Here is a 19,425-nt window from a genome sequence, read left to right as displayed (position 1 = left end):
CGCTCCATTATAAGCGGTCAGGCCTACCGAGAAGGTAGCCCTGCCCCAAGGGAAAACCAAGGTTCTTTAAGTAAACCAGAATGGTTTCGTCCTCTATCCCCTCGGCGATGGCCTGTAGCCCCAGGGCCTGGGCCAAGGCTAAGACCGCCCCCACCACCCGGGCGGCGGGGCTTTGGGGGTCGGGCGGGATGCCCAGGCGCTGGGTGAAGGCCTGGCCCAGCTTGACCCCGTCCACGGGGAGCTCGGCCAAACGCTCCAGGCTGGAGTAGCCTGAGCCGAAGTCGTCCAGGAAGATGCTTATGCCCAGAGCCTTGAGGGCCTCGAGGGCCCGGGTGGCATCCCTGCCCCGCTCGTCGGGGATCAGGGTGGTTTCCGTGATCTCCAACACCAGGCGGCCAGGGGGACAGGAAGCTTCCTCCAGGACTTCCGCCACCCGAAAGGCATAGGTGGGGTCCAGGAGCTCCTGGGGGCTCACGTTCACATGCACCTTCAGGCCGTGCCGGTCCAGTTCCCGGCAAGCCTGGCGGAGGACCCACTCGCCCAGCTCGGGCATGAGGCGGTGGCGTTCCGCCAGGGGGATGAACACGGAAGGCGGGGCCAGGCGCCAGCGCACGAGGGCCTCGAGGGCCACCCGCTTCCCCGTGCTCAGGTCCACGATAGGCTGGTAGGCCAGCCACAGGCCTTCTCCCCGCTCCAGGTCCTGCCTTAGCGCCTCCAGGAGGTTCATTTCCTGCCGGAGGGCTTCTTGCAACTGGGGTTCGAAGAAGGCCAGCCGGTCCTTACCCTCCCCCTTGGCCCGGTAGAGGGCCAGGTCCGCGCGCTTGAGAAGTTCCCCCGGGGAAAGGCCAGGCTCCCCCAGGGCAATGCCCAGGGAGGTGGAGAGGTGGTAGAGCCGTTCTCCCATGGCGATGGGGATACGGGCTACCTCCAGAAGCCTTTCGGCGATGCGCACGGCCTCGGAAGGAGTTCTAAGGCCCGTGAGGAGGACCAGGAACTCGTCCCCTCCCTGCCGGGCCACCAGGTCCCGGGGGCGGAGGGCGGCCCGCAGGCGGGCGGCTATGACCCGAAGCACCTCGTCCCCGGCGGCGTGCCCGTCCAGGTCGTTCACCAGCTTGAGCCCGTCCAGGTCCAGGTACATGATCGCCAGGTGCGGGCCCTCCTCCTTGAGGGCTTGGGCGAGCTTTTCCAGGAAGAAGAGGCGATTGGGCAGGCCCGTTAAGGGATCGTGGTAAGCCAGGTGCTGGATCCGGCCTTCCAGCTCTAGCCTTCTCAGGAGGAGGCCTAGCTGGCTGGCGAAGGCCTGGGCCAGCTCCAGGTCCAGAGGGGTGAAGGCATCCTCCCGCTCGAAGTTGTCCAGGTACAGGAAGGCCTTGCGCTCCCCCGCCAGGTACACGGGGACGGAGAGGATGGCCTTGATCTCCCGAACCCGGCCGGCCTCCTCCATGACCTTCCGCCTTGGTTCGTCCAGGCGGGCGTTGAAGCGTTCCAGGTCCTTCCAGGTGAAGACCTGGGCTCCCTTGTGGTCCGTGAGGGAGAGGGGTTCCTCGGGGCGGAGGCACACCTGGCGAAGGGCCTCCAGGTCGTACCCTTGGGCGGCGACGAAGTGGTAGCAGCCATCTTCCAGGAGGACGGTGACGCTTCCTGCCTGGGCCGCGGGGACTGTTTCCAAGGCAGCCTCGAGGATCAAGCCAAAGATAGACTCGGAAAGCCCCTCGGCCATAAGGGTTTCGTAGACCCGGAGGAGGTTGTTGCGGAAGAGGTTCCAGCGGGCTTCCCGGGCCTTTGCTTCCTTCCGCTCCGTCACATCCACGCCTAAGGCTAAAACCTCCAACGCCTCCTGGCCTGGGCCAGGCACCGCCAAAAGGGTCCACTCTACCGCCCAGTCTTTCTCGGTGAAGAAACTACGGGGCCGGCCTGGAGCTTTCAGGACTTCGGCCACCGGCAGGGTAAACCCGTGGGGAAAGGCCCTCCTAAAGGCTGGGTTAGCGTAGAGCAGATGGCCCTCCTTGTCCAGGCGGGCCAGGTAGAAGGGGGAGGACTCGAGAAGGGTTTCCAGCCAGCGCTCCCTTTCCCAAAGCTCCAGGGTCCGGGCCAGGGCCTCGGCCACCAGGCGCAGGAAGGCCTCCTCTTCGGGGGCGAACTCCCTTATCCTCTGGCAGTCGTCCACTCCCAGGAACCCCCAGAGCCTTCCCTCCACCCATATGGGCACCACCAGGAGGCTTTGGATCCCCTGGGCCTCGAGGAGGGGCCGCTCCTCCTCGGGGAAGGAGGCCACGGGCCCCGCCACCGCCCGGTCCTCCAGGAAGCGGTCCAGCCAGCGCCCGTAGCCTTTTTCCCGCACGGGGAGGTTTTGCAGCTCAGGATTCTGGATCTGAGGGGTGGTGTCGGGCCCCGCCCACTCCGAGAGCTGGCTGGCGTACCAGATGCCCTGGCGCTCCTCGAGGCGAAAGAGGTAGGCCCGATGGGCCCTAAGGGCCCGGCCCACCTGCTCCAGGGCCTGGGGTAGCCCCTTAATCCCCTGGCGCAGCAGGGGAAGAAGGGCTTGGGATGGGCCTAGGCCCCAGCTCCTGTCCATGGCTAGGCCTGGTCCAGTATACAGCTATTTGGCGGAGGTTCAAGCCACCATGACCTGGCCACAGGCCTTGGCCTCGTACATGCGGGTATCGGCGGCGCAGAGAAGCTGGTCCGGGGTGCTGCCGTCCTCGGGGTAGCTGGCCACCCCGATGTTCACCCCCAGGCAGAGGCCGTTAAAGCAAAGGTCCTGGATGGCCTTGGCATAGCGAAGGGCGGCCGCCACCGCTCCTCTCTTGGGGGTGTGGGGGAAGATGGCGGCGAACTCATCCCCGCCCCAGCGGAAGAGGCGGTCGCCGTTGCGCCTTTCCCGTTCCAGCACCTCGGCCACCTTCATGAGGGCCGAATCCCCCACGGCGTGCCCCAGCCGGTCGTTCACCGCCTTGAACCCCTTAAGGTCCAGGACCGCCAGGGAAAGGGGGTAGCCGTAGCGCTCGGCCCGTTTGAGCTCCTCTTCCAAAAAACGGTCAAAGGCCCTGCGGTTCCCGAGGCCGGTGAGGTAATCGGTCAGGGCGGATTCCTCCAGGAGCCTGCGGGTGCGGCTTTCGTGAAGCAGGCTGGCCAAGGGGGCGGCGAAGAAGCGGGCGGCCTCCAGGGAATCCTCGCCAAAGGCCCCGGGGTCGTGCAGGTTGTCCAGGTTCAGATAGGCCAGCACCTCCCCCTTGTAGGGAATGGGCAGGCAGAGGTTGGCCTTGATCTCCTGGGCTTTGCCTGCGGAGTCGATCACCTCGGGTGGGGCGGTTTGGTGGCTGATCTCGGCGATGGGCCGCTCTTCCACGCTCATGATGCGGGGCTCCCCCTGAGCCGCCCGTTCCGCTCCCAGGCCGTACCAGAGAAGCTGGTCCTCCTGGCTGAAAGTGACGGTTTGCAGCCCCTCGAGGTCATAACCCAAGGCTGCCTTGTAACGATAAGCTCCTTCCTCCCACACCAGAAGGCTTCCTGCTTCCGAACCCGGCACCTGGCGGACGGCTTCTTCCAGGATGCGTCCGTAGAGTTCTTCGGGAGGTTTCTCCAAAAGCTCCAGGAAAAGCTGGTTAACGCTTTCGTGCCGGGCCTTCTCCGTGAGCCGCTCCATCCCCAGGCCCAGGGTGCGGCAGGCCAGGAGGAGAAGTTCCACCTCCGCTTTGCGCCAAAGGCGCTCCTCCTTCTTTCCCAAAACCAGCACCCTCCGGCTCCTTGGGGCCTTGGGGGAGGGAATGGGCAAGGCCGCCAGGGTGCGCCAGTCCAGGGCCTTAAGCGGGGGTATGGCCTGGGGTTCCTCCGCGTAGCGGGCGGTGAAGAGGGGGCTTTCCCGATGGTAGACCTGCCAGGCTAGACCTTGCCCATAGGGAAGGCCTTCCCTTAGCACCTGGAGCAGGGCGGGTTCCTCCACACCCTGGTGGGCCAGGGCCTCCATACGGGCCCCCCGGGCTTCCCAAAACGTACCGGTTTCCAGATCTAGGGCCTGGAGGAGGAGGGCCAGGGCTTTCTCCACCGCTTCCTTCAGGGTGGTGGCGCTTTGCAGGCGTAAGGAAAGCTCGCTTAATAGCCTTCGTTCCTCCAGGTCGGCAAGCCGGTCCAGCTGGAGGCTTACCGCCTGGGCGAAGCGCTTCAGCCCTTCCGCTTCTTCCAGGGTGAAAGGGTAGGGGCGTTCCAGGTTGAGCACGGCCACCACCTCGCCCCGCTCCCAAAGGGGGAGGGCCAACTCGGAGAGGGTGTGGACACCCGGTGCGGGAATGTAGCCTGGCTCCTTCCGTACGTCGGGCACGTGGACGGGCTGGGCCTCCCGGAGGACGCGGCCCAGAACTCCCGTGGCCGGTACCTCCTCCAGGGCCAGGGGGGGGACGCTGGCAAGAAGGCGGAAGCCTTGACTGGTGGGTACCCAAACCCCCACATGCCCCCCGGCTCCGAGGGCAGCCAGGCGCTTGGGAAGGCTTTCCAGAAGGGCCTGGCGGCTTTCCGCTTGGGGCAGGGCCTCGAGGGCCTCGGCTAAAAAGCGCTGGCTTTTAGCTAAAGCCTTGGCCTGGCGGTGGGCCTTTCTCAGGCTTTCGCCAATGCCGTGGGCCAGCCAGGCGGAAAGGAGAAGAAGGGCTGCGGCCATGATATTGAACCCGGGGAAGAGAAGAAGAAGGAACGTGGAAACCCCAGAAGCCAGGAGTCCCCATCCCAGGCCATACATGCTGGTGGTGGAGGCGGTGAAGATCATGAGCCACGGCAAAATATAGGGGTCCGTGTAACCCAAGATTCCTGCCAGGAGCCCCAGGAGGATGGAGCCCAAGGCGATTGCGGGGTAGGGCAGAGCCATGTTTGCCCTATCCTAAACAGGAATCAATACTTTGCCTAGGGGGTGGGGGCCAGGGCCAGGTAGCCCAGGGCTCTTTGGGCCGCTTTACGGCCAGAGCGCACCACCTCGGGGAGGCCGACCCCCTCCAGGTAGTTCCCCGAAAGGAAAAGGCCCGGGGCCTTGAGAAGGCTCATTTCCAGCCTTTCCATGCGCTCCAGATGCCCCACCCGGTAGGCGGGCATGCCCTCGGGGAAGCGGAAGACCCAGGTGCGCTCCGCTCGCACCTCCTGGCCCAGGAAACGGCGGAGGTCCTCCAGGGCCACCCGAGCAAGCTCCGCCTCGGAAAGCCGCGCTACCTCCCCGGAAAAGTAGGCCCGCACCAGGCTGAACCCCTCCGGGGCCCTCCCGGGCCATTTCTGGTGCGTCCAGGTAAACCCCCTGGCCCTGTAGCCCTCCCCCTTGGCGATGAGGAGGCCATGCCCCGCTACGGGAAGTGCTTCCTTAAAGGCCAGGCTCACCGTGGCCGCCGGGGTGTGGGGAATCCCCTTGAGAAGGGCGGTGGCCTCGGGGAGGAAGGGCCTTAGCAGGTGGGCCGCCACGGGGGCGGGGGTGGCCAGAACCACTGCCTCCACCTCCAGGGGTCCCCTGGGGGTGTGGAGGCGGTACCGGCCACCCAGGGGCTCGAGGGCTAATAAAGGGGTGGCCAGGAGGATTCTTTCCGCCACCTCCTCGGCAAGCTTCCGCGTTAGGGCGGAAAGCCCCTCCTGGAAGGAGAAGAACAGGCTTCCCCCCTCCCGGCTCCCCCGCGTTCTTTTCGCCCGCATGGCCCCCAGGATGAGGCTTCGGTGCTTCCGCTCCAGGTCCAAAAGCTGGGGGAAGGCCGCTCGCATGGAGAGCTCCTCGGGTTCCCCTCCATAGATGCCTCCCGCCAGGGGTGCCACCAGGGCGGCGAAGACCTCGGGGCCAAGCCTCCGTTCCACGAACTCCTTCAGGCTCTCGTCCTCCTTGGCCCCCCGGGGGAGGAAAAGGTCGTATAGGGCCCTGAGCTTCCCGGAAAGGGAGAGGAGGGAGGTGCGGTAAAGGCCCTTGAGGTCCCCGGGCACGATCTGCAAAAGCCCCTCGGGGAGGGGATGGGCTTTACCCTTGCGCAGGATCCACGCTGCGGGTTTGGCGGGGAGGGTCCCTATGGGCGTGAGGCCGAAGCGCTCCCCTAACTCCAGGACCTCCTTCTTGTAGCGCACGCTGGCGTCCGGCCCCCCTTCCACCAGGAAGCCCTCCCCCTTGTGGGTGCGCACCTTGCCCCCCAGGCGGGGGCCTGCCTCCAGGAGGAGGAAGTCCACCCCCGCCTCCTTCAGGGCCAAGGCGGCGGAAAGCCCTGCCCATCCTCCTCCCACCACGGCTACCTGAGCCACGCTACCTCCACCAGCTCCTTAAGCACCTGGATGTAGTCCAAATCGGCGTTGAGGCTCCGGGCCCGGATGAGCCTTAGTCCCACCTCCTGGGCGGTGGCCTGGGCCTCGAGGTCCAGGTCGTAGTAGACCTCCAGGTGGTCGGCCGGGAAGCCCACCGCCTGGACCACCACCTCCTCAAAGCCCTCCTCCCTCAAGGACTTAAGGTGCTCGTTGATGTCGGGGCCGAGCCAGGGCTCGGGGGTGCGCCCTGCGGACTGGTAGGCCACGCTAAACCGGGGCAGGGCAAGCCTCTTGGCGATGAGCTCCGCCGTCCTCTCCACCTGCCGGGGGTAGGGGTCGCCCCGTTCCACCGCCGAGAGGGGGATGGAGTGGGCGGTGAAGACGTAGGCGGCCTTCCTGGGCTCTTTGAGCCGCCATATGGCCTCCTCCAGCCTCCTGGCGTAGGCGGCGATCAGGCTGGGATGGGCCTCGTAGCTTTCCACCCAGACCATCTCGATGGGCTCGGGGAGGGACTTTAGGGCGGCTTCCACCTTCTCCTGGTACTCCGCCACGCTCCTTAGGGAGTAATGGGGGGCGGCCACGATGGCCACCGCCCGCCTCACCCCATCCTCGTGCATGGCGGCGAGGGCCTCCCCGATGGAGGGATGCCAGTGCTTGGTGCCCACGTAGACCCGGGCCGGCCCCTGGGGGATGCGGGGGCCGAAGGGGCCCAGGAGGCGCTTGGGGTAGGCGGGGGCCTCGAGGTTCAAAAGCGCCTGGAGCCTGATGGCCTGGACCAGGGTGATCTCGTTCAGGGGGCTTTTGCCGATGGCGTGGTAGCGCTCTTCCAGCTCCCTCACCAGCTCCTCGGAAGGACGCCTTCCTCGGCGGATGTCCGTGTAGTAGGGTTCGATCTCTTCCGGGGTGTAGGGGGTGCCGTAGGCCATGAGGAGTACGTTCATGCTGCTTCCTCCTTTTCCTTGAGGAGTTCTACCACATAGCGCACGTGTTCCACCGGGGTGCCGGGCAGGATCCCGTGGCCCAGGTTGAAGATGTGCCCGGGCCGGCCAGCGTTTTCCGCAAGGATCCTTTCCACCTCCCGCCGGATCACCTCCTTGGGGGCGAAGAGGACCACGGGGTCCAGGTTGCCCTGAATGGGGGTTTCCCCCAGCGCCTCCCGGGCCCAGGGAAGGGGGGTGTGGTGGTCCAGGCCGATCACGTCCCCTCCGGCCTCCTGCATCTCCTTAAGAAGGCCCATGGTCCCCACCCCGAAGTGGATCACGGGCACCCCAAGGGATCTTAGCTCCTGGAAGAGCCTGGCCATGTGGGGCTTCACGTACCGCCGGTAGTCCGCAGGGGATAGGGCCCCCACCCAGGAGTCGAAGACCTGGAGGAGATCAGCCCCTGCCTCCACCTGGGCCTTCAGGTAGCGGGCCATGGCCTGGGTGAGCTTGGTGAGAAGCCGGTGCCAGAGGGCTTCCTCCCGGTACATGAAGGCCTTGACCTCCTTGAACTGGCGGCTCGGCCCGCCCTCGATGAGGTAGCTGGCCAGGGTGAAAGGAGCCCCGGCAAAGCCGATGAGGGGCACCTTAAGCTCCCTTTTCAGAAGGCGGATGGTTTCCAGCACGAAGGGCACGGCCTCTTCCGGCTCCAGGGGCCTTAGGGCCTCCACCCCCTTGGGATCCCGGATGGGCCGGTGGATGACGGGGCCTTTGCCCTCCACAAGGTCCAGCTCCACCCCCATCCCGTAGAGGGGGGTGGTGATGTCCGCAAAGAGGATGGCGGCATCCACCCCAAGCTGTTTCACTGGAAGAAGGGTCACCTCGGCGCAGACCTCGGGGTTCTGCACGATCTCCGGTAGGGTGTAGCGCCGCCTGATCTCCTGGTACTCCTTCTGGTAGCGCCCCGCCTGCCGCATGAACCAGACGGGGGGCCTCGAGGTGGGCCTGCCCCGGGCCGCCTGGAGGATGAGGTCGTTCACGCCCTCCATGCTAGCATGGGGCATGCGCTTCCTTTTTTTCCTCCTAACCTTAAGCCTAAGCTTATCCCCCTTTGCCCGGGCCCAGGAAGACCCCGTGGTGGCCCAGGTGGGGCCCGAACACATCACCAAAAGCCAGTTTGAGCTCCGCTTTGGCCTCTTCGCCAGAAGCGCACTCCGGCAGCTTGGCCTCCCCGACTCGGAGGAAACCCGCGCCCTCCTGGCCCAGTACCGGGCCCCTTACCTGGAGGCCCTGGCGGAGGAACGGGCGCTTCTCTTGCTGGCCAGGCGCCAGGGGTTCTGGCCCCTGCCCGACAGCGTGGAGGCCCGGGTGGCGGAGCTCATGAAGGCCTTCCCCGAGGAGGAAGCCCTGCGGAAGGCCCTGGAGGGGGCAGGGGTGCCCGACCTGGCCACCTACCGCACCCTCCTGGCCGAGGCCATGGCCCTAGAGGCCCTGGAAGCCCATTACCGCACGGAGCTTAAGGTTTCCCCAGCGGCCCTGAAGGCCCTCTGGCTCCTTTCCCCGGAGTACCGCCACCCCACCCTCTACTGCGCCCGGCACATCCTGGTGCCCACCCTCGAGGCGGCCAAGGAGGTCCTGGCCCGCCTGGCCAAGGGGGAGGCCTTCGCCCAGGTGGCCAAGGAGGTGTCCCAGGACCCGGGCTCCAAGGAAGCCGGGGGGGACCTGGGCTGCGAGCCGGAAGGCACCTACATCCCCGCCTTTGAAAAGGCCCTGCTGGCCCTGAAGCCCGGGGAGGTTTCCCCTCCCGTGGGGACGGAGTTTGGCTTCCACGTGATCCTCTTGGAAAGGCTGGTACCCCCGGGCCGCTACCCCTTGGAGGAGGTGGCGGAGGAGCTGGCCCAGGGGGTGAAGGACAAGGCCTGGGAAAGGCTGGTCCGGTTCCTGATCCGCCCCTATCCCATCACCCTTTTCCCCGAGCGCCTATAGGGTTAGGAGGAGGGCCGCATCTCCCCTTGGGGCAGGGGCCAAGGCCAGGGCTTCCCTGAGGGTGTAGATGCCGCTTTGCCCCTCAAAGGTGAGGCCCAAAAGCTGGCCGTTCAGCATGGGGTTCAGGAGGAGCCGGAGGTGTTCCCGGCCCACGAGCCTTTCCTGGGCGGAAGCCCTCCAGACCTCTCCTTCCCTTCGGGATCTATCCCAGGGCCAGGGGCGGTCCCAGGGGGCGGGGTTGGCGGAGGGTTGCAGGAGAACCTCCGCTCCCAGGGCGTCCAACCGGGCCAGGTACCGCTCAAAAAAGCCGTCCAGGCAGATGAGGATGCCTACCCTGCCCGCCTGGGTTTCCACCAAGTGGGGGCCGAAGGTGCCCCGCCTGAGCCAGCGCTCAGGGGGCGTGAGTTCCACCTTGGGCACCTGGGCCAACAAGCGGCCTTCGGGGTTGAAGAAAAGGGCAAGGTTCTGGAAAAAGAGCGTGCGAGCGAACCGTCCTCGGGCCAGCTCCTCCTCGTAGGGCGGGGAGAGCAGGGTGCCCGCCAGAAGATAGGTGCCGAAGGCTCGGGCGGCTTCCGCCATCACCTCCCGGAAAACCCCGTAGGCCCGCTGGGCCCGCCTCCAGGGGAGAAGGGGGTTTTTCAGGAGGTCCCTGGGATGGAACCCCCCTTCCAGGTGGAGGAGGAGGGGAAGCCCAAAGAGCTCCGGGAAGGCGGCCAGGCGGGGAAAGGGGGTGCCCTCGAGGCTTTCCAGCAAGGAGAAGACCCGCTTCCGGAAGGCCTCCTCCGTGCGGTAAAAGTCCGGCTTGACCTCCGCCTGGATGGCCAAGAGGGTGCGGAAGGGCACCCCTTTAGTCTAATGCCCCAGGACCAGGTTCTGGCCCAGGATGAAAACCCCCATGACTACCATAAAGAGGGCAAAGCTCCGCTTCAGGCTCTCCTGGGGCAGACGCACGGAAAGCCACCCTCCCAGAAAGCTACCCAGGGTGCCCACAGCGATGAAGAGAGAGGCTACGGCATAATCCATCCTGAGGCCATACTGGGGCAGGAGGTGGAGGTACTTATAGAACCCGGTGAAGGAATTTAGGGCGATGATGAGGAGACTGGTTCCCACCGCCAGGTGCATGGGAAGCCCCCCCAGGAGGAGCAAGGCGGGTACGATGAGGAACCCTCCTCCCACCCCCACGAACCCCGTAAGGGCCCCTATGAAAAGGCCATCCACGACGATCCTCCAGGCCTTCCGTTGCTTCGGGGTACCGGCTAGGGGTTTGGGCCGGGCCATGAAGTAGGCGGCTAGGAGCATGACCAAAGCGAAGGTGAGAAGCTGCACCTGCCCCGAGACGAAGTGGGAGATCCAGGCCCCCAGGTAGGTGCCCGCCATGCCCGGGAGGCCGAAGAAGAGCACGTTGCGCCAGTCCACCAGGCCCCTCAGGGCGTAGGGCAAGGCTCCCAGAAGGGCGATCCCCCCCACGATGAGGAGGCTTTCGGCGAAGGCCTGCTTGGGAGATTCTCCCAAGAGGTAGACCAGGGTGGGTACGGTAAGGATTGCCCCTCCCGAGCCCAGAAGCCCCAGGGAAAGCCCGATGAGAAGAGCACCTAATAGGGCCAGGCTCATCGTTCCACCGGAAGGCCCGCGCTCATCCAGGCGTAAGTGCCCCCCTCGAGATTGTACAGCCTTTCCCCAGGGAAGCCCTGGCCCACCAGGAAGTCCGCCGCCACCCCTGAGCGGTTGCCGGAGTTGCAGACCAGGAGGATGGGCCGGTCCTTGGGCAGGTCCTTAAGCCTTTGCGGCAGAGAAGAGAGGGGGATGTTCACCGCCCCGGGCACGTGCCCTTCCACATACTCCCAGGGTTCCCGCACGTCCACCACCAAGGCTTCCTGCAAAAGCTTTTCCGCCTCGTGGGGGCCCACTTCCTGGTAAGGCGTGGCGGCGTAGCCCACCTCCACCGGGCTGGTGTCCACGGGGAGCCCTGCCCTGTACCAGCGGACGATGCCCCCCTCGAGGTTGTAGATGTTCCCGTAGCCCTGGGCGGTGAGCCAGGCGGTTGCCTGCCAGGAGCGGTTTCCCGTACGGCAGTAGAGGACCACGGGCCGGTCCTTGGGGATCTCCCCATAGCGGGCCATGAACTCGGAAAGGGGCAATAGACCTGCCCCGGGAATCCGGGCCTGGGCGTACTCCTCCACCTCCCGCACATCGATGAACGCTACGCCCTGGTCGTAGAGCTTCTTGGCTTCCTCTGGGCTCAGGTCCTTGACCTCGGCTTCGTACATGGTTACCTCCTTGGGATGTTTGGGGAACTGGGGCAGAACCCCAGTTCCCCGGCGCTACACTCAGGCGCTTACCAGCTCCTCGCCCTTTTCCACCGGGAAGCCGGCTTCCTGCCAGGCCCTAATCCCCCCGGTGAGGTTCAGGGCGTTCCTGAAGCCATGGGACAAGAGGGCGCTGATGGCGGTGCTGGAACGGTCCCCGCCCACGCAGTGCACGATGAGGGGCCTCTCCTTGGGGAGCTTGTCCAGGTGGGCGAGGACGCGGCCGGCGTGGATGTTCAGGGCCCCGGGGATGTGCCCGGCCAGGTACTCGTCCCGGCCCCGCACGTCCAGGATCACCGCCTCGCCCCGCTCCCAGAGGGCCTTGGCTTCCCGGGCCGTGATCTGGGGTACGGTTTCCAGCTCTCCATCCGCATACCCCTGGAGGCCCGGGATATACCCCACCACCTCGTCCAGGCCAATGCGGATCAGGGCCCGGGTCAGGGCCTCCACCTCGGAGGGATGGGCCAGGAGGATCAGGGGCCGGTCGTAGGGAAGAAGCCATCCCGCCCAGGTGGAGAAGTTCTTTCCGGCAGGGATGTTGATGGCCCCCCGGATGTGCCCCCCGGCGAAGGCGAACTTGTCCCGGGTGTCCACCAAGATGGCCCCCTCCCGCAGGCGCCGGTCAAACTGGGCCTTGGTGAGGCGGCCTGGGTGGGGGGTGCCTCCCAGGATGGGCATGCCGTCCCGGTTGAGCCGCTTCATCTCCTTGAAGTAGGTGGGGGCTTCCGGCTGACCGGCGAGAAGCGCCTTTACGAAGCCCTCCTCATCGTCCCTTTCCAGGTACTCCGCCCACCAGGCATGCCGCCTCTCGTAGCCCACGGTGGTGGCGGGAAGGGCCCCCAGGGCCTTGCCACAGGCGGAACCTGCCCCGTGGCCTGGCCAGACCTGCACGTGGTCGGGAAGGGTGAGGAACTTCTCCTTGAGGCTTCGGAACATGCGCCGGGCCCCGGGCAGGGCGGTGCCCTTGATGCCAGCGGCTTCCTCCAGGAGGTCCGGCCGACCGATGTCCCCCACGAAGACGAAGTCGCCCGTGAGGAAGAGGAGGGGTTCGTCCGTCACCGCCCCGTCCGCCACCAGGAAGGAAAGGTGCTCCGGGGTGTGGCCCGGGGTGTGCACGGCCTTCACCCGGATATTCCCCACTCTAAACTCGTCCCCATCCCTGAGGAGGACATGGGAGAAGCCCTCCAGTCCCTTGTACTTCCAGTTCTCGTCCCCTTCGTCCGAGAGGTACAGGGTGGCCCCGGTGGCCTTGGCCAGCTCCCGGGCTCCCGAGAGGTAGTCGGCGTGGATGTGGGTTTCGGCGATGGCGGTGATGCGCAGGCCCAGGCTTTGCGCCAGCTCCAGATAGGTGTCCACGTCCCGCTTGGGATCCACCACCAAGGCCTCCCCAGTGGCGGCGCACCCCAGGAGGTAGCTCATTTGGGCCAAGCCTTCCTCGTAAATCTGCCTGAAAACCACAGCTTCACCTCCGGTGTGGGACTATTGTCCCCACGCCGGTACGATACCCCATGGGGGTACTAGGTGTCAACGGGGACAGTGTGCGCGGAGGTCTATTCTTTACAGGAAACATCTGCTATATTCAGCAAAGGATGTACCCCTACGGGGGTATCCGGGAGGAAACGATGGCGCTATTGGGACCTAAGGAGCAAGAGATCGTACGCGAGCGGCTTTCCAACCTGGTGCGGGATGTGGAGCTGGTGCTTTTCACCGACACCTCCACCCTGATCGCCCCGGGTAAGGAGCCCTGCCTGTACTGCAAGGAAACCAAGCAGCTGCTGGAGGAGCTGGCCGCCCTTTCGGATAGGCTTCACCTGGTGGTCTACGACCTGGCCACCCCCGAGGGTAAGGAGAAGGCCAAGGAGTACAGGGTGGAGGATCCTCCCACCCTGATCCTGCGGGAGAGGGGCTCTTCCGCCATCAACCTTCGGTACCGGGGCATCCCGGCGGGGTACGAGTTCGCAAGCCTCCTCGAGGACATCGAGATGCTGGGGCGCGACGGCCACGGCCTGCCGGAGAACGTGGTCCAGGAGCTTAACAACCTCCCCGAGGAAGTGGTGCTCCAGGTCTTCGTCACCCCCACCTGCCCTTACTGCCCGCAGGCGGTGCGCACCGCCCACCGCATGGCCTACGCCTCCCCCAAGGTATGGGGCGAGATGATCGAGGCCAACGAGTTTCCGGAGCTTTCCAGCCGCTACCACATCCACGGGGTGCCCGACACCATCGTGAACCACGGCAAGGAGAGGATCCTCGGGGCCCAGCCCCTTTCCCAGTTCCTCCAGGCCATCCGCAAGGCGGTGGGGGTGAGCGCCTAACATGACCCGGCGGGCGCTTCTCGGGTTTTTCGCCCTTTTGGCCCTGGCGGCCTGCGGGCCCAAGGGAAGCTACCAGAACATCGGCCCGAGGGAGCTTTACCAGGCGGTGGACCAGGGGGCGATGGTGGTGGACGTGCGTACCCCCCAGGAGTTTGCCGAGGGGCACGTCCCCGGGGCCATCAACCTCCCGGTGGAAGCCGTCGCTCAGTGGGCGGATACCCTTCCCAAGGACAAGCCGGTCTACCTCTACTGCCATAGCGGGAACCGCAGCCGCCAGGCGGCGGAGTACCTGAAGCGGAAGGGGTACACCAACCTCTACAACCTCGAGGGCGGGATCCTGGCCATCCAGAGGGAAGGCTTCCCCCTGGTTCGCTGATGGATGCGGTGCAGGTAGGGCCCTTCGCCATTCCCTGGGCCAGGTTCCAGGTGTTCCTGGCCCTTCTGGCCATGGTGGCGGTGGCCGAGGTCCTGGCCCGAAGGGTGGACCGGAGGCTTGCCCCGTGGACCTACAACGCCATCCTTGCGGGTTTTCTTGGAGCCCGAATTGGCTTTGTTCTGGAGAACGCTTCCGTTTACGCCCGGGATCCCCTTTCCATCCTCTATGTGTGGCAAGGGGGGTTTGACCCCCTTTGGGGTATCCTGGCTGCGGGGGGGTATACGCTGATGGCATTGCCCAAGAACCTTTGGCGGTATGCTTTGTTCTCTGCATTGGCGGCGGGCTTGGTCTTTGGGGTCTTCCTGGTACAGAGGCGAGGAGGGGAGGAGGTGCGCCTGCCCTCCCTCACCCTCACCACCCTGGGGGGTACTCGGGTGGACCTTCAGGACTTCCGGGGTAAGCCCCTGGTCCTGAACCTCTGGGCCACCTGGTGCCCTCCTTGCCGGCGGGAGCTACCCATGATGGTGCGCCTGAGCCAGGAGCACCCCGAGGTGCGCTTCGCCTTCGCCAGCCAAGGGGAGGGGCCGGCGGTGGTGCGGAACTTTTTGGAGGAAGAGAGGCTGGCCGCCGAGTGGGTTCTCCTGGATCCGGAAACTCAGCTTTCCCAGCTCCTGAAGACCCAAGGCCTCCCCACCACCTTTTTCTTTGACCGGGAGGGGCGCCTGGTGGCCCGGCACCTGGGGGAGCTTTCCGAGGCCCTTCTTCTTGGGTACCTGAGGGTTTTGCGCTAGCTTCCCGCGGAAAGCAGGGTTTCCTTCTCCCCCACCACCGTCTTCAGGTGCACCGGCCGGCCCCACAGGCGGTAGAGGTTCTCCAGCACCGCCTGGGTCTTTTTCAGGTCCAGCTCCACGCCCTCGTAGGCGTGTTCCAGAAGAAGCTCTCCCCGGTTCCCGTAGTTGGCGTCCACCAGCTCCACGATGGGGTAGCCCCCGTTGGTGAGGCGGAAGAGGAGGGCCTTCTTGGCCTCGGCGAAGCGGGGAAGGTCCTCGGGGTTGAGGAGCCTCTGCCGGAGGGCGAACTCGGGGGTCAGGAAACTATCCAGGAAGCTCAGGTCCGTGTGGACGGTTCGCACCTGGAAAAGCTGCTTGAGCCCCAGGCCGGTGGGCCTCTCGTAGGTGAGCCGCTCCCCTAGGGGCAGGGCCTCGTACTCGGGGCCGAACCGCCCCTTATCCCAGCGTTCCTCCACCTCCTTTAGGAGCAGGTAGCCCAGGCGGTAAGGGTTAAAGCCGTGTGGGGCGAGAAGCCCGGCCTGGAGCTCGGCGAACTCCAGGGCTTCCTCCGGGGAGAGGAGGGGAAGGAGGAGGCGGGTGTGCCAGTAGGTGGCCCAGCCCTCGTTGAGGATCTTGGTGGCGGCCTGGGGGACGTAGTACAGGCTCTCCTCCCGGATGATCTCCAGGATGCCCTTCTGCCAAGGGGCCAAGGGGGCGTGCCGGGCCAGAAAGCCCAGGATGTCCCGGGTGGGCCTTGGGGGGAGGGGGCTTGGGCTTGCCCCCTCCTCGGCTTCCTTGGGAGGCGCTGGAGGAGGGTTCACGTAGGGATCCAGGTAGGGGCGTACCTGGAGGCGGTCAGGGGGTCTTTCCTCCTTATCCTCCCCCGCCTGCCTTTGGATGTAGAGGGCGTGGGGATCGATGAGGTTTTCCAGGGAAAGGGCTAGGTCCAGAAACTCCTCCACGCTTCTCGCCCCATGCCGCTCCATGGCCTTTTCCACAAAGGCCGCATGGTGGGCCATCTCCGCTTCCATGTCCTTGGGGATGGGTTTGAAGGCCAGGTTGTGGTGAAAGAAGTCGGCGTGGGCGTAGACGTGGGCCATGACCAGCTTCTGGGCGAGAAGGGTGTTGCCCTTGAGGAGGTAGGCGTGTACGGGATAGGTGTTGGCCACCAGCTCGTAGATGCGCCCGAGGCCATAGCGGTAGGTTTCCCGGTAGCGCAGGTACTCGCTGCCGAAGCGCCAGTGGGAATAGCGTCGGGGAAAGCCCCCGTAGGCGGCCAGCATGGCCATCTCCTCCGGACCCACCTCCTCAAAGAGCACCGGGGGAAAGGAAAGCCCTTCCGCCAGGGCTCTTTCCCTGAGGATCTCGGTCCAGCGCCTCAGTTCCTTGCGCATCCTTCAGCCTCCCAAAAGCCGCCTAAGGGCCAGGGGCAGATCCTCCTTGCCGTGTACCTCCATGGCGGCGAGCCCTTCCTCCTTGCCCAGGGCTTCCTTCAGGTCCTCAAGGAACCGCCCCTGGCCGTAGGGCCCCTGCACCTGGGCATACCCATAGAGGGCCAGGGTGGGGAGGAGGCGCCTTAGGGCCTCGAGGGCCACGGGGGTGTCCCCCTGCCAGTTCTCCCCGTCGGAGAAGTGGTAAAGGTAGCGGTTGTAAAAGGCCTCCGGGTAGCGCTTCAGGATCTCCTCCGCCAGGAGGAGGGCGCTGGAAAGCCGGGTACCCCCGCCTTCCCGGGCCCGGAAGAACTCCTCCTCCGTTACCTCCCAGGCCTCGGCGTCGTGCAGGAGGTAGCGCCTTTCCAGGCGGGGGAAGTGGCGCTTGATCCAGAGGGTGATCCAGAAGGAGAGGGTCTTCACCAGCCTAAGCTCCTCCTCCCGCATGCTCCCCGAAACGTCCAGGGCGAAGAGGACCACCGCCTGGGCGTGGGGCCTGGGCTTGCTCCTCGGGGCCTTGTAGCGGAGGTCCTCCCGCTCGGGGACCAAAAGGGGTTCCTCCGGGCGGTACTCCCCGGTGATGAGGGCCCGCTTGAGGCTTTCCTTGAGGGTGCGGCGCACGTGGCGCAGGCCCCTTGGCCCCTTGCGGGCGATGGTGGTGTAGCGGAAGGCCTCCTCCGTGACCTCCCCTTCCCCCTTGGGCCTGAGCCGGGGAAGGCGCAGGGCCTCGCCCACCAGGTCCAAAAACTCCTCCAGCTCCAGCTCGGCCACGGGCACGTGGCCCGCAGGGCCCAGGCTTTCCGTCCCCGGACGCCCAAGGCCCAGGTCTTCCCCCAGGGGTTCCCCGTAGACGATCTTGGGAAGCTCCAGCTGGGGCAGGGGTATAGAGACCAGGCGGCCTTCCACCTGGCCGAAGAGCTCCTCCCGGGTTAAAAACTCCCGGGCCCGTTTTTTCACCTCCCCGCGAACGATCTCCTTAAAGCGCAGAAGGTCGCGCTCAATGGGCCTCATCGCTCACCCCGGGCGAAGATGGAGGCGGCGAACTCCAAAACCCCGCTGGCGCAGTGCTCGCAGTAGCCGTGGTCGCGGATGAGGCGGGCCTTGACCACGTCGATCTTGGCCTGGGTCTCCGGGTCCACCACCCCCGAGACCAGGGCGGAGAGGCGGATGGTGTCCTTCTGGTCGTCGAAGAGCTTGAGCTCCAGGGCCCGGCGGAGCCTTTCGTTGTCCTTGTAAGTGAACTGCCTTCCCTCCAGGGCCAGGGCGCCAATATAGTTCATGATCTCCCGGCGGAAGTCGTCCTTGCGGGACTCGGGGATCTCTATGCGTTCCTCTATGGAGCGCATGAGCCTTTCGTTGGGGGGCTCGGGGGCACCGGTGTAGGGGTTTTTCACCTTTTCCCCCAGGACATAGGCCTTTACGTGGTCGATGTAGTTGTGGAAGAGGCGGTTTAGGGCCTCCTCGTCGGCGGCGATGGCCCTTTGCACCTCGTTCTTCACGATTTCCGCGTACTCGGCCTTGACCTCCTGCAGAAGGGCCTTGTAGCGTTCCCGGGTTTTCTCGTCGGAGATCAAGGAGTGGTGCTTGAGGCCCTCTTCCAGCTCGTTCATCACCATGAAGGGGTTGATGCAGGGTTCCTCCGAGGTGACCAGGACGTTGGAGATCTTGTCCTGGATGTAGCGGGGGCTGATGCCCTCGAGGCCCTCCCGCTTGGCCTCGGCCATGAGCTCCCGCACCGCCTCCTCTGTCCAGCCGGGAAGGAGCTTGCCGTCGTAGAGCTTGAGCTTCTGCATGAGGGTGAGCCCCGCCCGCTTGGGAGGCTCCAGCCGGGTGAGGACCGCCCAGGTGGCGGCCATCTCCAGGGTATGGGGGGCGATGTGCTTGGCCCTGACCTTGCTGAAGTCCCGCTGGTAGATCTTCACCTCGTCGGAAACCCGAAGGATGTAGGGGACGTCGATCTTGATGGTGCGGTCCCTGAGGGCCTCCATGTACTCGTTGGCCTGGAGCTTTCGGTACTCAGGCTCGTTCGTGTGCCCAAGCACAATCTCATCTATATCCGTCTGGGCGAACTTCTTGGACTTGATCTTGTGCTCCTGGCTGGCGGTGAGGAGGTCGTAGAGGAAGGCCACGTCCAGCTTGAGGATCTCGATGAACTCCACCAGGCCCCGGTTGGCGATGTTGAGTTCCCCGTCGAAGTTAAAGGCCCTGGGGTCGGAGTCGGAGCCGTAGATGGCCACCTTGCGGTAGTTGATGTCCCCGGTGAGCTCGGTAGAGTCCTGGTTCTTTTCGTCCTTGGGCTGGAAGGTGCCGATGCCGATGCGGTCCTTTTCCGAAAGGACCAGGCGCTTCACCACGATCTCCTCCTCCAGCACCTTGGCCAGATCCCCACCGTGGCGGGCCAAGGCCTCCCGCATCTGGAAGCGGCAGACCGGGCAGAGATCCCCCTCCAGCTCGAGGGGGTAGGGGTACTCGGGATGGAGGTGCTTAAGCTCCTCGAGAAACTCGTTTCGGATCTCCTTGGGCAGGAGGAGGAGGGGCTCCTCGTGCATGGGGCAGGGAAGGGGGCCTTCCTTGGTCTTCCAATAGAAGGTGAAGAGCTTTCCCTCCTCCGTGCGGCTGTAGGCCTCGAGGCCCTTCTTGAGAAGCCGGGCGATGGTGCTCTTGGCCGAGCCCACGGGACCGTGGAGGAGGAGGATCCGCCGTTCGGGCCCCAGGCGGTGGGCGGCGGCCTTTAAGGTGGCCACCAGGCGCATGAGGGGCTTGTCCAGGCCGAAGATGGCGTCCTTTCCCCCTTCGAAGGGGTCCTCGAAGAAGCGGTAATGGAGGAGCTTTTCCCTGAAGAGGGTATACTCCTCCACCCCGTAGGAGAGGATCATGTCGTGGACCCGCTGGAAGCTGGTCCTCAAGGGCCTGGGGTCCTTCTTGAGAAGGCCTAGATAGTCGGCGAAGGAGCCTTCCCAGCTCAGGGCCCGGTAGGCCTCGAGGTCTTGACGGCGACGGATGCGCTCCAGTTCGTTCATGGACGCCCTCCTTCATACCGGCTAGGGACGGGTTTTGATAGCTATGCCTTTATTGTAGC

The 19,425-nt window shown here is 65.4% G+C and carries 16 protein-coding genes; 4 read left to right on the top strand and 12 right to left on the bottom strand.

What is annotated here, in order from left to right; translation table 11 throughout:
* Positions 1-7: 7 nt before the first annotated feature.
* Genes KQ693_RS11265 through hemE form a run of 5 tightly spaced genes read right to left on the bottom strand, consistent with a single transcriptional unit; the run spans position 8 to position 8,215 of the window.
* Positions 8-2,575, bottom strand: coding sequence for a bifunctional diguanylate cyclase/phosphodiesterase (locus tag KQ693_RS11265; RefSeq protein ID WP_267261331.1), 2,568 nt, complete (start codon positions 2,573-2,575; stop codon positions 8-10).
* A gap of 39 nt (positions 2,576-2,614) precedes the next feature.
* Entirely contained in the window at positions 2,615-4,855 is a 2,241-nt protein-coding gene (locus KQ693_RS11260) for a diguanylate cyclase (RefSeq protein WP_267261330.1), read from the bottom strand.
* Positions 4,856-4,890: 35 nt separating this feature from the next.
* On the bottom strand, positions 4,891-6,246 hold the full coding sequence (gene hemG / locus KQ693_RS11255) for a protoporphyrinogen oxidase (RefSeq protein WP_267261329.1): 1,356 nt from the start codon (positions 6,244-6,246) through the stop codon (positions 4,891-4,893).
* Positions 6,234-7,187 carry a ferrochelatase gene (hemH, locus tag KQ693_RS11250; protein WP_267261328.1) on the bottom strand — a complete coding sequence of 318 codons (954 nt, stop codon included), beginning with the start codon at positions 7,185-7,187 and terminating at the stop codon, positions 6,234-6,236. The genes hemG and hemH overlap by 13 nt, the downstream gene beginning before the upstream one ends.
* Positions 7,184-8,215 carry a uroporphyrinogen decarboxylase gene (gene hemE / locus KQ693_RS11245; protein ID WP_267262383.1) on the bottom strand — a complete coding sequence of 344 codons (1,032 nt, stop codon included), beginning with the start codon at positions 8,213-8,215 and terminating at the stop codon, positions 7,184-7,186. The genes hemH and hemE overlap by 4 nt, the downstream gene beginning before the upstream one ends.
* A 13-nt stretch (positions 8,216-8,228) precedes the next feature.
* Between hemE and KQ693_RS11240 the strand changes: the two genes are divergently transcribed.
* Positions 8,229-9,152 carry a peptidylprolyl isomerase gene (locus tag KQ693_RS11240; protein WP_267261327.1) on the top strand — a complete coding sequence of 308 codons (924 nt, stop codon included), beginning with the start codon at positions 8,229-8,231 and terminating at the stop codon, positions 9,150-9,152.
* On the opposite strand, the gene KQ693_RS11235 is transcribed toward KQ693_RS11240, so the two are convergent.
* Genes KQ693_RS11235 through KQ693_RS11220 form a run of 4 tightly spaced genes read right to left on the bottom strand, consistent with a single transcriptional unit; the run spans position 9,147 to position 12,916 of the window.
* A complete protein-coding gene (locus tag KQ693_RS11235; RefSeq protein ID WP_267261326.1) occupies positions 9,147-9,995 on the bottom strand; it encodes a carbon-nitrogen hydrolase family protein in 849 nt (282 codons plus the stop codon). The genes KQ693_RS11240 and KQ693_RS11235 overlap by 6 nt on opposite strands.
* Before the next feature lie 9 nt (positions 9,996-10,004).
* Positions 10,005-10,763, bottom strand: a complete 759-nt coding sequence (locus KQ693_RS11230; RefSeq protein ID WP_267261325.1) for a sulfite exporter TauE/SafE family protein — start codon at positions 10,761-10,763, stop codon at positions 10,005-10,007.
* Complete coding sequence (locus tag KQ693_RS11225) at positions 10,760-11,419, bottom strand: rhodanese-like domain-containing protein (protein WP_267261324.1); 660 nt, start codon at positions 11,417-11,419, stop codon at positions 10,760-10,762. Before KQ693_RS11225 ends, KQ693_RS11230 begins: the two co-directional genes overlap by 4 nt.
* A 60-nt stretch (positions 11,420-11,479) precedes the next feature.
* On the bottom strand, positions 11,480-12,916 hold the full coding sequence (locus tag KQ693_RS11220) for an MBL fold metallo-hydrolase (protein ID WP_267261323.1): 1,437 nt from the start codon (positions 12,914-12,916) through the stop codon (positions 11,480-11,482).
* 164 nt (positions 12,917-13,080) lie between these two features.
* Here KQ693_RS11220 and pdo point away from each other — a divergent pair, with 164 nt between their 5' ends.
* From pdo to KQ693_RS11205, 3 genes are read left to right on the top strand one after another with little or no spacing between them, the layout of a single operon-like run.
* On the top strand, positions 13,081-13,770 hold the full coding sequence (gene pdo, locus KQ693_RS11215; RefSeq protein ID WP_219758552.1) for a protein disulfide oxidoreductase: 690 nt from the start codon (positions 13,081-13,083) through the stop codon (positions 13,768-13,770).
* A 1-nt stretch (position 13,771) separates the two neighbouring features.
* A complete protein-coding gene (locus tag KQ693_RS11210) occupies positions 13,772-14,146 on the top strand; it encodes a rhodanese-like domain-containing protein (RefSeq protein WP_267261322.1) in 375 nt (124 codons plus the stop codon).
* Positions 14,146-14,937: a TlpA disulfide reductase family protein gene (locus KQ693_RS11205; RefSeq protein WP_267261321.1), complete on the top strand. Its 792-nt coding sequence runs from the start codon at positions 14,146-14,148 to the stop codon at positions 14,935-14,937. Before KQ693_RS11210 ends, KQ693_RS11205 begins: the two co-directional genes overlap by 1 nt.
* Here KQ693_RS11205 and KQ693_RS11200 read toward each other — a convergent pair.
* From KQ693_RS11200 to KQ693_RS11190, 3 genes are read right to left on the bottom strand one after another with little or no spacing between them, the layout of a single operon-like run.
* Entirely contained in the window at positions 14,934-16,310 is a 1,377-nt protein-coding gene (locus tag KQ693_RS11200) for a SpoVR family protein (protein WP_267261320.1), read from the bottom strand. The genes KQ693_RS11205 and KQ693_RS11200 overlap by 4 nt on opposite strands.
* Before the next feature lie 3 nt (positions 16,311-16,313).
* Entirely contained in the window at positions 16,314-17,357 is a 1,044-nt protein-coding gene (locus KQ693_RS11195) for a DUF444 family protein (protein ID WP_267261319.1), read from the bottom strand.
* Entirely contained in the window at positions 17,354-19,366 is a 2,013-nt protein-coding gene (locus KQ693_RS11190) for a PrkA family serine protein kinase (protein WP_267261318.1), read from the bottom strand. Before KQ693_RS11190 ends, KQ693_RS11195 begins: the two co-directional genes overlap by 4 nt.
* Positions 19,367-19,425 lie beyond the last annotated feature (59 nt).

The organism is Thermus brevis, from assembly GCF_026427635.1.
GTDB lineage: Bacteria > Deinococcota > Deinococci > Deinococcales > Thermaceae > Thermus > Thermus antranikianii.
The sequence above is the reverse complement of the archived record's forward strand: the minus strand, read 5'-3'. Positions and strand labels throughout refer to the sequence as shown.